Raw genomic sequence first — 14,296 nt, forward strand, 5'->3', positions numbered from 1 at the left:
ACGCTTTTCCTGTTATTGTCGCCACGGCATGACCGGCACCGCGCTGATGGCGTTCTTCGGCGACCCGTCGACTACTTTGTCGGAGTAGGCCAGATACGCCAGCGTGTTGCGTTTCTCATCATAGAAACGCACGACCTGCAATGACTTAAATATCAATGAGGTGCGTTTTTTGAAAACCACCTCTCCCTGCGCCTTGCCGTTCTTAATTCTGTCGCTCAGTTCAATAGGCCCGACCTGCTGGCAAGAGATAGCGGCGTCAGACGTATCTTCCGCCAGCCCCAATCCGCCTTTTATGCCGCCCGTTTTCGCCCGGCTAACATAGCACGTCACGTTTTTGACATCAGGATCGTCAAAAGCTTCCACCACGATTTTATGGTCAGGACCGAACATTTTAAATACCGTATCGACTGAACCAATTTGTTCCGCGCGGGCGCTCTGCCCCAGCAGCAACAAAATTGAGAAAAGTACTAAGCTCTTGTATTTCATATTGTTACCATTCATAAAAGTTACATTGCGTAATTATTAGACATTCTAAAATAAAATGGTTATAGATCACAGGATTAGAATAATTACCTGTCACGTTGCCTAAAAAAAGCATTTAAGCTCAAAAAAAACACTGAATGCTAAAAGAACAAAAAATGCTATTATCCTCTTACCTGATATCGGGTGCTCGTTGTTGAAAGGATGGGGATATTTTATGGATCAGGCTGGCATAATTCGCGACCTGTTAATCTGGCTGGAAGGTCATCTGGATCAGCCGCTGTCACTTGACAATGTGGCGGCAAAAGCAGGCTATTCCAAGTGGCACCTGCAGAGAATGTTTAAGGACGTGACGGGCCACGCCATTGGCGCTTACATCCGCGCCCGTCGTTTATCGAAATCAGCAGTGGCGCTGCGTTTGACCGCGCGTCCAATTCTGGATATTGCTCTTCAGTACCGCTTCGATTCTCAGCAAACCTTTACGCGCGCCTTTAAGAAACAGTTTTCCCAGACGCCAGCGCTGTATCGTCGCTCCTCGGAATGGAGCGCCTTTGGCATTCGCCCGCCATTACGGCTGGGCGAGTTTACCGTGCCGGAACATCAGTTCGTTACGCTGGAAGATACGCCGCTCCTTGGCGTCACGCAGAGCTATTCCTGCTCGCTGGAACAGATTTCCGACTTCCGCCACGAAATGCGCGTGCAATTCTGGCATGATTTCCTCGGTCATTCGCCAACTATTCCGCCAGTGCTTTATGGGCTTAATGAAACGCGCCCCAGCATGGAGAAAGACGATGAGCAGGAAGTATTCTATACCACCGCACTGCCGCAAGAGCAGGCCGATGGCTATGTTCAGTCGGCGCATCCTGTGCTGTTGCAGGGCGGTGAATACGTCATGTTCACCTATGAAGGGTTAGGAACCGGCGTGCAGGATTTTATCCTGACCGTTTACGGCACCTGTATGCCAATGCTGAATCTGACCCGTCGTAAAGGACAGGATATAGAGCGATACTACCCGTCAGAAGATACCAAAACCGGCGATCGCCCTATCAACCTGCGCTGCGAATTTCTGATCCCGATTCGCCGTTAACGCTGTAGCTCATCCAATGCAGGGGCGTCCAGATGCGAAACGTCCCCTGCGGTTTCTACCACCCACCCAGACGCCAGCCACTGACTTTCCTGGTAATCGATGCGAGAAATAGAGCAGTTGCGCAAACGTAACCGGCGTTCCGCCCAGGCGGGTAGTCCCAGTATAGTACTGACCAGACAGCCCAACGCGATACCGTGACTGACCAATAAAGGTCGGCTGCCCTGCGGTAGCTCCAGACAGGACGCCAGCGCGGCATGAACGCGATCGCTCAACTCCTGCATCGATTCTCCGCCGGGAATGCGGCCATCCTGCGTGCCGTTGACCAGCTGACGGCGCCAGCCCTCTTCTTCTTCCGTCAGCGAATCGATCTGGCGCTTTTCCAGCACGCCCATATCCAGCTCGCGCAGGCGGGAGTCAAAGGTGATATCACACCCGCACGCCTGGGCGATAATCTCCGCCGTGCGTTTTGTGCGGCCTAAATCGCTGCTGATGATATGGGTGATGCCGAGGCTGCGGGCGCGTTCTCCTACCTGCATGGCCTGCTGCTCGCCTTTTGCTGTCAGGGGACTGTCCGATTGGCCCTGAATACGTCGCTCGGCGTTCCACTGCGTTTCACCGTGGCGAACAAGGTATACCTGTAACATGTTTTTTTTCCGTTATACTGCGATAAATTTTTAAAACTGAGCTTAATTATGCACCAGGTTATCTCTGCGACCACCAATCCTGCCAAAATTCAGGCAATTCTACAGGCATTTGAAGAGATTTTCGGCGAAGGATCGTGCCATATTACGCCCGTCGCCGTCGAGAGCGGCGTACCGGAGCAGCCCTTCGGAAGCGAGGAAACGCGTGCTGGCGCACGAAATCGCGTGGATAATGCGCGACGCCTGCATCCACAAGCTGATTTCTGGGTAGCCATTGAAGCCGGAATTGACGATGACGCCACCTTCAGTTGGGTGGTGATTGATAACGGCGTTCAGCGCGGTGAAGCGCGATCGGCCACGCTGCCGCTGCCCGCCGTCATTCTCGACAGAGTCCGCCAGGGAGAAGCGCTTGGCCCGGTGATGTCCCACTATACCGGTATTGACGAGATTGGTCGCAAAGAGGGCGCCATTGGCGTATTTACCGCCGGAAAATTAACGCGCTCCAGCGTTTACTACCAGGCGGTGATCCTGGCGCTCAGCCCGTTTCATAACGCGGTGTATCGATAATTATTTGCGCTATGTTGTAGGCCTGATAAGCACAGCGCCATCAGGCATTTCGCGGCGATGTTGCCGGATGGCCGCTTCGCCTTATCCGGCCTACGAGCAAATCAGGCGTTTTTCAGCAGTACGTTCTCAAGCCAATGACGCAGTTCAACCGGCGCGGATTTCAGGCTGTTTGACCCGCGCGTGATGGTGGCGATGCCCGCCCCCAGCTCGGTTTTCAACTCGCGCTGGCTCATTTCGCCACGCAACAACTCCTCAATAATGCGCACGCGCGTTCCCAGCGCTTCACGCTCGTCCGGCGTAAGCATCAGTTGTAATAAAGGCAGATGCAGATCCTCTGCATATGCCTGACGGAGTAACTCCACAAAACGAAGCCACTCCTGATTACGTTGTTCGGCGATAGCCGATGAATAAGGGGAATGCTGGGTCATGTTATACCGCCGTTTGTACTGTTACACGAGTACAAATGATAACATAACCCGTCTGCATTAATACCGTCGCTGCCACTCAGAGTCGCTCATTAAGGCCTCTTTCTGCCCCATAAAGTGGCGATAGTAAGCGTCATAGGCCAGAACGTTTTTCACGTAGCCGCGCGTTTCCGAAAAGGGAATGCTTTCGACAAACGCTACGGCATCGATACGCCCGGCGCTATTGCCAAGCCAGGTGCGCACGCGCCCCGGCCCGGCGTTATACGCCGCCGAGGCGAAAATACGGTTATTACCAAACTGCTGATAGACATACTGCAAATAGCTGGTGCCAATGTTGATGTTGGTCTCCGGCTCCAGCAGTTGGCCGGGGCCGCGGTAGTCCGGAATCGAAAACATTTTCACCGTATGGGTGGCCGTTCCCGGCATAATCTGCATTAAGCCGCTGGCCCCTACCGGCGATTTTACTTTCGGGTTCCAGGCGCTCTCCTGGCGGGCAATCGCCATGGCATAGCTTTGTGAGATATCTTTTCCGCGGGTATAGCGGGTAAAGAGATCGTTATACGCCAGCGGGAAACGCTCCTCCAGATGATCCCACAGTTTTCCGGCGATCGTCGCCTGTACGCTCAGATCCCACCAGTGCTGGTTAAACGCATAGCGCGCCAGCTGCGCCTGTTCAGATTTACTACGGCTTTTTACCAGATTCGCCCATTCGCTGCGCGCCGTGTTATCCAGGTTCCAGTACATCAGCTCCCGTACACGCGCCATCTCCGGCCCCTGCGTCAACGCGCTGTTTACGTTGGCGGGCGCTTTATCGATTTTAAGCGTGTACTCTTCGCCTAAACGCTGCGCCGCAACCATCGGATAAAAACCGCGCTTCTGCATTAAAGCATGAAGGATCTCTTTCGCTTCGGCGTCACGACCGCGCTCCAGCAATAAATCCGCCTGCCAGTAACGCCACTCGTCTTTCTCTTTCGCCTCCATCGGCAGGCGGGCAAGCCAGGTATTGAGACCGCGACGATCGCCCATCCCCAGCGCCATGCGCACGCGCCGTTCGATAAGCGACGTCGATTGCGAGCGCATAATCGCGTCATCGCGCCATTTCGCTTGCGCATCGGTCACATCGTTGCCCATCAGTCGCCAGGCAACGATATCGCGCAGCGCCTGCGTTTGTTCCTCATTAAGTTTCTGCGCCTGTACCAGCGAGGGGATCATCAGACGCGCATTTTCCGCGTCCTGGCGGGCGACGCTGGCAAACGCGACTTCCGCCATCTGGCGGGTAAAATCGGTGGCGCCGGTGGTGCGTGCGAAGGTCAACACGTTATTAGGGTCATTAGCCAGGGTAATGATCGCTGAGGCGATCGTTTGATATTCCGCCGGCATCTGTCCGGCCAGCACCGTAACCAACCCCGTATTCCCGGCTTTCATCGCCAGCCGAATACGTTCCAGATACGCCAGCGGGTCTTGCTTGCCGGAGGCCCGCCAGACGCTGAACAGTTTATCGCAGGCATTCGGCTGGCTTTTGCCGGTCAGCCAAAGGTCTTTCGCGCCCTGCCAGGCCGCTTCCGTTTGCCCGGTACTCCATTTCGCGTAGTAATAGTTACATTGCGCTTCCGTGGTGCCGGGTTTCTCCGGGCTAAACGCCAGCAAGCCGCGCCAGTCTTCACGACGCGCCAGCTCATTGACGAAGCGCGATTGCAGCGTACGCTCAGGCGGAAGCGTTGGATTGGCGCGCACAAACTGCGTGACGGCAATCGCCGGTTGGTTCATCAAATCGTCGGTGATCTTACGGTATTCCAGATACGGGTAGAGCGGATAATCTTTCAAACCCGGCATCATCTGCTCTACCACATCCATCTGGCGGTTGTCCCAGGCCTGCTTAATCTGCGCATAGCGGTTACGCTGCTCTTCCAGTGAGTCGGCCCGCGCGAGGTGACAAAAGGTCAGCAGGCATACGCTGGCGGCGACGAGACGCCAGACAAATGGTTTGGCTCTATCCACAAGCACTTCCTCAATTGTTATCCAATGCAGCATCATGCCGCGTAATGAATTTATGCTAACCAGTCATAGCCATTTGCGCCACGTTACGGACACTTTTTTACTTTTATTGCGAGTGCGATCTGCTGGCTGGGCTTAGGCAGGGAAAAAGGCTACACTTCGCCTTTGACATCTATTCACCATCACGATAAACATAGAGGCGAAGTCCAACGTGGCTCAATTCGTTTATACCATGCATCGTGTCGGCAAAGTGGTTCCGCCGAAACGTCATATTCTGAAAAACATCTCGCTGAGCTTCTTCCCTGGCGCCAAAATCGGCGTGCTGGGCCTTAACGGCGCCGGTAAGTCTACCCTGCTGCGCATCATGGCGGGTCTCGATAAAGATATCGAGGGCGAAGCGCGCCCGCAGCCCGGCATTAAGATTGGCTACCTGCCGCAGGAACCTCAGCTAAACCCGGAACATACGGTACGCGAGTCGATTGAAGAGGCCGTTTCGGAAGTGGTTAACGCCCTCAAACGTCTGGATGAAGTGTACGCGCTGTATGCCGATCCGGATGCCGACTTCGACAAGCTGGCCGCAGAGCAGGGCCGGCTTGAAGAGATTATCCAGGCGCACGACGGTCATAACCTGAACGTGCAGCTTGAGCGCGCTGCTGACGCTCTGCGTCTGCCGGACTGGGATGCCAAAGTCGAAAAACTGTCCGGCGGCGAGCGCCGTCGCGTGGCGCTGTGCCGTCTGTTGCTGGAAAAGCCGGACATGCTGCTGCTCGACGAACCCACCAACCACCTGGATGCCGAATCTGTTGCGTGGCTGGAACGTTTCCTGCACGACTTCGAAGGCACCGTCGTGGCGATTACCCACGACCGTTACTTCCTCGATAACGTCGCCGGTTGGATTCTGGAACTTGACCGCGGCGAAGGTATTCCGTGGGAAGGCAACTACTCCTCCTGGCTGGAGCAGAAAGATCAGCGTCTGGCGCAGGAAGCGTCTGCCGAAGCGGCGCGCCGTAAATCCATTGAGAAAGAGCTGGAGTGGGTGCGTCAGGGCGCGAAAGGCCGTCAGTCGAAAGGTAAGGCGCGTCTGGCTCGCTTTGAAGAACTGAACAGCGTTGAGTATCAGAAACGTAACGAAACCAACGAACTGTTTATTCCACCAGGACCGCGTCTGGGCGACAAAGTCATTGAAGTCAGCAACCTGCGTAAATCCTACGGCGACCGCGTACTGATCGACGACCTGAGCTTCTCGGTACCGAAAGGCGCTATCGTCGGGATCATCGGGCCAAACGGCGCGGGTAAATCGACCCTGTTCCGCATGATGTCCGGTCAGGAGCAACCTGATAGCGGCACCATTACGCTGGGTGAAACCGTCAAGCTGGCCTCGGTCGATCAGTTCCGCGACGCGATGGACAACAGCAAAACCGTCTGGGAAGAAGTGTCCGGCGGGCTGGATATCATGAAGATCGGCAATACCGAAATGCCAAGCCGCGCCTATGTAGGCCGCTTCAACTTCAAAGGCGTCGATCAGGGCAAACGCGTTGGCGAACTGTCCGGCGGTGAGCGCGGTCGTTTGCATCTGGCGAAGCTGCTGCAGGTGGGCGGCAACGTCCTGCTGCTCGACGAACCGACGAACGACCTGGATATCGAAACCCTGCGCGCGCTGGAAAACGCCCTGCTGGAGTTCCCTGGCTGCGCGATGGTTATCTCGCACGATCGTTGGTTCCTTGACCGTATCGCCACCCACATTCTGGATTATCAGGATGAAGGTAAGGTGGAATTCTTCGAAGGTAACTTTACCGAATACGAAGAGTACAAGAAACGCACGCTGGGCGCCGAGGCGCTGGAGCCGAAGCGTATCAAGTACAAGCGTATTGCCAAGTAAACGTCTGAATGCCGGGTGGCGCTTGCGCTTACCCGGCCTACAAACCCAGCGATTCCAGTACGTTGTGAAACTGTAGGCCTGATAAGACGCGGTCAGCGTCGCATCAGGCATTGGTTCTTATCCCTGCTCGCCCATCATCTCTTTCACCAGTTCCACACAGCGCAAAAAGCGGCCATCGTAATCAGCCTCTTTAACGTGAACGAACTCAATGTTGTTCTCTTTCAGCATCTCGACCAGCAGGTTCTGGAACGCTTTGCGATCCACTGAACTGCCCAGGCTTCGCAGTCCGTCAGCTACCCACGGCGTATTATTCTCCAGCAAAATCACCAGGTCGAAGCGATACTCGTCGATCAGCGCCTGGACAAAGGGATGCTCGCGCCCTTCGTATTTTTTGCAAAATGCCTGAGTGGTGACGAAATCGGTATCGATAAATGCCACTTTATTCGCATATTTCACTGCAAAATCAATATATTGTGCATGACCCAGCGCGATTTTATCGTAGTCGGAATACTGTAACGCCATCTCATCGCCGCCCAGATGCGAAAAGACATAGTCGCGGCCATATTCCCAGGCGCTGGTGGTATTAAAAATATTGGCGAGCTTATTGACCAGCGTAGACTTGCCGCTTGATTCCCCGCCCAGAATCGCGACGGTACGCACGAAAAACGGCTTCACTTCGGTAGGAATATATTCCCAGTAACGAAACGGATTTTCGCGGATTTGCGCCCCGCTGATATTCATAAACGTACGTTCAGGATCGACCAGTACCGTCTCAATCCCTAAATGCTCCAGGTACTGCGGCGCATCAGCCTCTTCGGAAGTGTAGATCCAGCTCGGCTGTATTCCCTTCTCTGCCATAAACGCTTTAATGCCGTTGCTCCAGACGTCCCAGCCATGCGGATAAGGCTCCATCCCCTCTTCATTAAAGGCGTGGATGCGAATATTTTTTTGGTATTTGAAGGTTTGCAATAACCAGCGCAGGCGATCCGACACGGTGGGCTGCTGCGACATGGCGCTATCCTCAAACAGCCCACGGTCGCGCGTATCGTCATAACCCATAATGATGTGCAACTCATCCACCTGGCTACAGGCGCGCTGGATCAAGTAGATGTGTCCGGTATGCAATGGATAAAATTTACCGAACACCACGCCAATGTTTTTCTGCCGGCGGGGAAACTCCAGCCCGAGAAAACGGTGTAGCGCCTCCAGTTTTTGCGCGCTGGGGCTTTTGATTTTGGCGTTAAGTAACTGACTCAGATACCCCTTGGTCATACCGCTGGCGTCAGCCACCTGTTGCAGAGTGCAACCTTGCTGCTTAATCGCGGTTTTGAGATAGTCGAACGATGACACAAGAGCCTCCTGCTGGAAAAATCGCATAACACTGCCTGATGGCGCTTCGCTTATCAGGCCTACAACATCAATCCGTACCAATCCGTAGGCCGGATAAGACGCATTGCGTCGCCATCCGGCAAATTATACAACATCACTGCATACAGCGAATTATAAGTCGTCAAACACGCTTAACGCATCTGCGAGCTTTTTAACACCGAACACCTGCATTCCTTCCGGCGGCTTTTTCGGTACGTTGGCGGCAGGCACAATCGCCCGACGAAAACCGTGTTTCGCCGCCTCGGAAATACGCTCCTGCCCGCTCGGCACCGGACGAATCTCGCCTGCCAGCCCCACTTCGCCAAACACCACCAGATCCTGCGGCAACGGCCTGTCACGCAGGCTGGAGACCATCGCCAGCAGTAAAGCCAGATCCGCGCTGGTTTCGGTGACTTTCACGCCGCCGACCACGTTGACGAAGACGTCCTGATCCGACATTTGCAGACCGCCGTGTCGGTGCAGCACCGCCAGCAGGATTGCCAGACGGTTTTGTTCCAGACCGACCGCCACGCGTCTGGGGTTCGCCATCATCGAGTGATCGACCAGCGCCTGAATCTCCACCAGCAACGGTCGCGTGCCTTCCCAGACGACCATCACTGAACTGCCGGAAGTGACCTCATCGCCGCGGCTTAAAAAGATGGCGGACGGATTGCTCACTTCGCGCAACCCCTGTTCGGTCATGGCGAAGACGCCCAGCTCATTGACTGCGCCAAAGCGGTTTTTGTGGCTGCGCAGCGTGCGGAAACGAGAATCGGCGTCGCCGTCGAGCAATACTGAGCAATCGATACAGTGTTCCAGCACTTTCGGCCCCGCCAGCGACCCGTCTTTGGTGACGTGGCCGACCATCACGATCGCCACGCCGCGCGTTTTGGCGAAGCGCGTCAGGTAGGCTGCCGTTTCGCGCACCTGGGCGACGCTGCCTGGCGACGACTGGATGTCCGCCATATGCATCACCTGTATAGAGTCGATCACCATTAGCTTCGGCTGTTCTTCTTCGGCAATCAGGCAAATTTGTTCGATGCTGGTTTCCGACAGCATATTCAGATTCGCCGTCGGCAGGCCAAGCCGATGCGCGCGCATCGCCACCTGCTGTAGCGATTCTTCGCCGGTGACGTACAGCGTTTTCATCTGCTCGGCGAGCTTGCACAGCGTTTGTAGCAGCAACGTTGATTTGCCCGCGCCGGGATTACCGCCAATCAAAATGGCGCTGCCGGGTACCACCCCGCCGCCCAGCACGCGGTCAAACTCTTTAAAACCGGTAGAAAAGCGCGGCAGTTCCTCAAGACTGATGTCAGACAGTTTCTGCACTTTTGATACGCCCGCACTGCCGGCGTATCCGCTCAGACGTTCGTTACGCGCCACCGTCGGCGACGCGGCAAGGCGCACCTCGGTAATGGTGTTCCAGGCATGGCAGGCGCTGCATTGCCCCTGCCAGCGCGGGTAATCGGCCCCGCATTCATTACAAACAAAGGCGCGTTTTGGAGCTTTTGCCACGTTTTACCTCTTTCGTTAACGCTGTTGCCGGATGGCGCTGACGCTTATCCGGCCTACGGTCGCCTTGCCATTGGGCAGGTTAATCATTTCTGGTTCATGCTGCCGGAGAGAATGCAAAACACGCCCATCAGGTCAGCGTGGCGGATCGTAATCTCCGTCTTTTCGTTTACTTTTGGCTTGGCATGGAAGGCAATACCTAACCCTGCCGCTTTGATCATTGGCAGATCGTTAGCGCCGTCGCCAATCGCCACCGTCTGCGCCAGCGGGATGTCATGCTCTTGCGCCAGACGAAGCAAGGTATTGGCTTTATACTCAGCATCCACAATATCGCCGATAACGTGGCCGGTAAATTTACCGTCCATGATCTCCAGCTCATTGGCGACCGCCGCCGTCAGGCGTAGCTGGTCACGCAGATAGTCGGCGAAGAAAGTGAAGCCGCCGGAGGCGATGGCGACTTTCCAGCCAAGCGCTTCCAGTTTTAGCACCAACTGCGTTAATCCTGGCATTAGCGGCAGATTCCCGCGCACCTGGCGCAAAATATCGGCATCCGCGCCTTTCAGCGTCGCCACGCGGCTGCGCAGGCTGGCGGTAAAATCAAGCTCGCCGCGCATCGCGCGCTCCGTCACTTCAGCCACCTTCTCACCGGTACCGGCCAGCTTCGCGATTTCATCGATACACTCAATTTGGATCGCCGTGGAATCCATATCCATCACCAGCAGCCCCGGCGTGCGCAGATGCGGAATTTTACCCAGCGGCGCGACATCCAGCTGCGCCTCATGCGCCAGCCGCGTCGCACGCGGCGTCAGCGACCCCGCCAGACGAATGACCTGATAATCCTCCACGCACCAGGCGGCGACAATCACCATTGCGGCGCCCAGTTTGGTCTGATATTGAGTTAAACGCTGCTTATCCAGCCCGCGCCCATACAGCAGCCAACCGCTGCGGCCTGCATGGTAATCCAGAGGCATCACCTCGTCGCCGCTTAAAGAAAGAGGCAAACCAGGCCATAAAGAGACATCTTCAGGCAGATCGCACCAGGTAATGTTAGGCATTAAAGCTCCTGTAAATCGTTCAGGCCGGTAACCGCCCCGCGGAAAATAACGCATGAGGCTACCTTGTAACCATCGCTTCTGGCAACATTAAGCCTCAAATTTTCAGCAGGTGGAATATGGCTCGCGCAAAACTGAAATTTCGGCTGCATCGTGCAGTCATTGTATTGTTCTGTCTCACACTGCTCGTCGCGCTTATGCAGGGCGCGTCCTGGTTTAGTCAAAACCACCAGCGACAGCGCAATCCGCAGCTGGAAGAGCTGGCCCGCACGCTGGCGCACCAGGTGACGCTCAACATCGCCCCGCTGATGCGCAGCGAAACACCGGATGAAAATCGCATCAACGCCGTGCTGCGTCAGCTCACGCAAGAGAGCCGTATTCTGGATGCCGGCGTCTATGATGAACAGGGCGATCTTATTACTCGCGCTGGCGAAAGCGTCAACGTGCGCGACAGGCTGGCGCTGGATGGCAAAAAAGCGGGCAGCTATTTTAACCAACAAATTGTCGAGCCTATCCAGGGCAAAAACGGCCCATTGGGCTATCTGCGTCTGACGCTGGATACCCACACGCTGGCCACCGAAGCAAAGCAGGTCGATAACACCACCAACATTCTACGCCTGATGCTGCTACTCTCGCTGGCGATAGGCGTGGTGCTGACGCGCACCTTGCTACAAGGTAAACGCACCCGCTGGCAGCAGTCCCCCTTCCTGTTAACGGCCAGCAAGCCTGTTCCGGAAGAGGAAGAGCGTGAGGAAAAAGAGTAAAATGACGGCTTAATAAAGGTAAGGAAAACCACCATGACAACATTACGCCTGCTTATTTCTGACTCTTACGATCCCTGGTTTAACCTGGCGGTCGAGGAGTGCATTTTCCGCCAGATGCCCGCCACCCAGCGCGTGCTGTTCCTGTGGCGCAACGCGGATACGGTGGTCATTGGACGCGCGCAAAACCCGTGGAAAGAGTGTAATACGCGGCGTATGGAAGAAGATAATGTCCGTCTGGCCCGCCGTAGCAGCGGCGGCGGTGCGGTATTCCATGACCTCGGTAATACCTGTTTTACCTTTATGGCCGGTAAACCGGAATACGATAAAACCATCTCCACCCATATTGTGCTCGCGGCGCTGAATTCACTGGGGGTCATGGCCGATGCTTCGGGACGCAACGATCTGGTCGTAAAAACGCCGGACGGCGATCGCAAAGTCTCCGGTTCAGCCTATCGCGAAACCAAAGATCGCGGCTTCCATCACGGTACGCTGCTGTTGAACGCCGACCTCAGCCGTCTGGCGAACTATCTGAATCCCGATAAAAAGAAACTTGCGGCGAAAGGAATCACCTCCGTTCGCTCCCGCGTGGCCAATCTTACCGAGCTATTACCGGGTATCACTCATGAACAGGTCTGCCAGGCGGTGACGGAAGCCTTTTTCGCCCATTACGGCGAACGCGTCGACGCGGAAGTGATCTCACCGGATAAAACGCCGGATCTACCGAATTTTGCCGAAACCTTTGCGCGCCAGAGCAGTTGGGAGTGGAATTTCGGCCAGGCACCGGCGTTCAGCCATCTGCTGGACGAGCGTTTCACCTGGGGCGGCGTCGAGCTGCATTTTGACGTCGAGAAAGGTGTGATTACCCGCGCACAGGCGTTTACCGATAGCCTGAACCCGGCACCGCTGGAAGCCTTAGGCGAGCGTTTACAAGGCTGCCAGTATCGAGTGGATGTGTTGGAGCAGGCCTGCGAATCTTTAATTGCTGAATTCCCGGCTCAGAAAGGTGAGCTGCGGGAACTGGCTGCGTGGATGGCTCAAGCTGTACGCTAAGCGTCTACGCCAGCCGCCCGATGGTCTGCGCGGCTAACTTCAATTTTCCCACCATCGCGCGGGCAATCTCCTGAAAGCCCGCGCTGATGCGTTTATCATCAGCGACCAGCACCCAAAAGCGCTCGGCCAACGGCAAGGCAAATTCCCACGCTTTCTTATCGATTGTGGCCTCCACACGAATGTCGACAGGCGCGTAGCGCAACATGCCCGATGCCGCCGGAGCGTAAGCCATCGGCAACATATCATAGACAGGCGCGAGCGCCATCGGGGCATCGGAGTAATAAAACGAGAGGTTACCCGCATGCATATCGCTGTTGGCGATAAGCCGACCAAACGCCCAAATTTTCTCAATTTGCTGATGGGCAACAGCATCTATCCGGCAAGCCGATGCGTGACCACCGGCCAGATGCCTGGCGAAGATGCATACTCGCCTTGCAACGCCTCCAGGGAAACAATTTGCCGACGACCACGTATCCCAGTGCAGTCGAAGCGAATGCTTTCCAGAAAGACCTGTCCTCCCTCGCTGCAAATCGCCGTGGCTGAACTGGCGTCAATGCTGGCGGCAGAAAGCACGGCTAATGCGATGGACTCGGCAATCAAGAGATCGCTCCAGCGTTCAGAAACGGTGTTCCTTTCACGCGCGCTGAATTTCACCAGTACGTTCTGATTGCCCCATCTTGTTTCTGCAAAACAGGCAAATTTAGGCTGCTCACCACCAGCTGAAGAGCCGATGACCTCACCTGCGAGCGCGTCTTCCGCCAGTTGCTGATAGCGATTGAGTTTTTCGGACTGCGTAATCGCCGTCGCATCCGGCGCGGTCACCCAACGCTGGTAATTCTCCTCACCCACGATCCAGCCGCCCGCATTTTCACCCTGATACGCCCGCAGCGCATACAGGACTTCATCCTCTTGCCACAACCGGATGTCATCAGGCAGATGCGCATACCCAGCCACGGTCCTTCCCCAGGCTCGCCCAAGGAATCCTTGTGGCCTAAGATCGGTCAGATACCATGGCAGGCTGTCAAACCATTGCCATTCACCTGTATCAAGCGCAACCAGGCAACTCCCCTGAGGCCAACACGGATAAAGAACGCCAAACTTAGCGGCCTGTCCTTGTGCATTGACCTGCCAGAGGGGAAAGGCCGCGACGCCGCGAACAGGCCGAACAAGCGCGTAGCGCGTAGCACGAGCTTTACCAAACTGGATGACGTCCTGATGCGCGGAAACCAGACGAGAGAACGTCGCCTGACTAACGGCCAGCGATGATCTTAATTCAGCGGCGGAACTCGGCCCCTGTAAGAGAAAATCGGTTAATGTGCTCATAGATGAATAGATTAACGAATAGATACTTGAATGGATTTAAGGACACAGCCCTTTGATTGTCAACACAAACAAAGAAAGAGCGAGAGGAAAGATGAATAGATTATCAGAAGAGAGTGGATATAACGCTGGCATTACCCGGACCAGGCCTTGACG

12 protein-coding genes and 1 pseudogene are annotated in these 14,296 nt (G+C 55.4%); 5 read left to right on the forward strand and 8 right to left on the reverse strand.

Annotated elements, in window-relative coordinates:
- Positions 1-12: 12 nt before the first annotated feature.
- A complete protein-coding gene (creA, locus tag NAZ64_RS13410; protein WP_000875813.1) occupies positions 13-486 on the reverse strand; it encodes a protein CreA in 474 nt (157 codons plus the stop codon).
- A gap of 211 nt (positions 487-697) precedes the next feature.
- Between creA and robA the strand changes: the two genes are divergently transcribed.
- Complete coding sequence (gene robA, locus NAZ64_RS13415; protein ID WP_000371685.1) at positions 698-1,567, forward strand: MDR efflux pump AcrAB transcriptional activator RobA; 870 nt, start codon at positions 698-700, stop codon at positions 1,565-1,567.
- Here the strand turns inward: robA and gpmB are convergent.
- Complete coding sequence (gene gpmB, locus NAZ64_RS13420) at positions 1,564-2,211, reverse strand: 2,3-diphosphoglycerate-dependent phosphoglycerate mutase GpmB (protein ID WP_000942363.1); 648 nt, start codon at positions 2,209-2,211, stop codon at positions 1,564-1,566. The two genes, robA and gpmB, sit on opposite strands and share 4 nt — an antisense overlap.
- Before the next feature lie 48 nt (positions 2,212-2,259).
- On the opposite strand from gpmB, the gene yjjX reads away from it, so the two are divergent.
- Complete coding sequence (yjjX, locus tag NAZ64_RS13425; RefSeq protein WP_000554310.1) at positions 2,260-2,775, forward strand: inosine/xanthosine triphosphatase; 516 nt, start codon at positions 2,260-2,262, stop codon at positions 2,773-2,775.
- A gap of 101 nt (positions 2,776-2,876) precedes the next feature.
- On the opposite strand, the gene trpR is transcribed toward yjjX, so the two are convergent.
- Together trpR and sltY are read right to left on the reverse strand one after the other, a co-directional pair.
- Positions 2,877-3,203, reverse strand: coding sequence for a trp operon repressor (trpR, locus tag NAZ64_RS13430; protein WP_000192003.1), 327 nt, complete (start codon positions 3,201-3,203; stop codon positions 2,877-2,879).
- 57 nt (positions 3,204-3,260) lie between these two features.
- Positions 3,261-5,198: a murein transglycosylase gene (gene sltY, locus NAZ64_RS13435; RefSeq protein WP_483640964.1), complete on the reverse strand. Its 1,938-nt coding sequence runs from the start codon at positions 5,196-5,198 to the stop codon at positions 3,261-3,263.
- Between the two features lie 208 nt (positions 5,199-5,406).
- Here sltY and ettA point away from each other — a divergent pair, with 208 nt between their 5' ends.
- Entirely contained in the window at positions 5,407-7,074 is a 1,668-nt protein-coding gene (gene ettA / locus NAZ64_RS13440) for an energy-dependent translational throttle protein EttA (RefSeq protein WP_000046770.1), read from the forward strand.
- A 117-nt stretch (positions 7,075-7,191) separates the two neighbouring features.
- Here the strand turns inward: ettA and nadR are convergent, their stop codons facing one another.
- From nadR to serB, 3 genes are all read right to left on the reverse strand, one after another.
- The gene (nadR, locus tag NAZ64_RS13445) at positions 7,192-8,424 is read right to left on the reverse strand and encodes a multifunctional transcriptional regulator/nicotinamide-nucleotide adenylyltransferase/ribosylnicotinamide kinase NadR (protein ID WP_000093829.1); all 1,233 of its coding nucleotides are present in this window, start codon (positions 8,422-8,424) and stop codon (positions 7,192-7,194) included.
- A 150-nt stretch (positions 8,425-8,574) separates the two neighbouring features.
- Entirely contained in the window at positions 8,575-9,957 is a 1,383-nt protein-coding gene (radA, locus tag NAZ64_RS13450; RefSeq protein WP_001029710.1) for a DNA repair protein RadA, read from the reverse strand.
- A gap of 83 nt (positions 9,958-10,040) precedes the next feature.
- Positions 10,041-11,009, reverse strand: a complete 969-nt coding sequence (serB, locus tag NAZ64_RS13455) for a phosphoserine phosphatase (protein ID WP_076936337.1) — start codon at positions 11,007-11,009, stop codon at positions 10,041-10,043.
- Positions 11,010-11,125: 116 nt separating this feature from the next.
- Here serB and NAZ64_RS13460 point away from each other — a divergent pair, with 116 nt between their 5' ends.
- A complete protein-coding gene (locus NAZ64_RS13460; protein WP_023139888.1) occupies positions 11,126-11,770 on the forward strand; it encodes a YtjB family periplasmic protein in 645 nt (214 codons plus the stop codon).
- A gap of 33 nt (positions 11,771-11,803) precedes the next feature.
- Positions 11,804-12,820 (forward strand): lipoate--protein ligase, encoded by a 1,017-nt coding sequence (lplA, locus tag NAZ64_RS13465; protein ID WP_000209758.1) that lies wholly within the window; start codon positions 11,804-11,806, stop codon positions 12,818-12,820.
- Between the two features lie 4 nt (positions 12,821-12,824).
- Here lplA and yjjJ read toward each other — a convergent pair.
- A pseudogene (yjjJ, locus tag NAZ64_RS13470) lies at positions 12,825-14,143 on the reverse strand (type II toxin-antitoxin system HipA family toxin YjjJ).
- Between the last annotated feature and the right edge of the window lie 153 nt (positions 14,144-14,296).

It is taken from the genome of Salmonella sp. A1325, assembly GCF_056991255.1.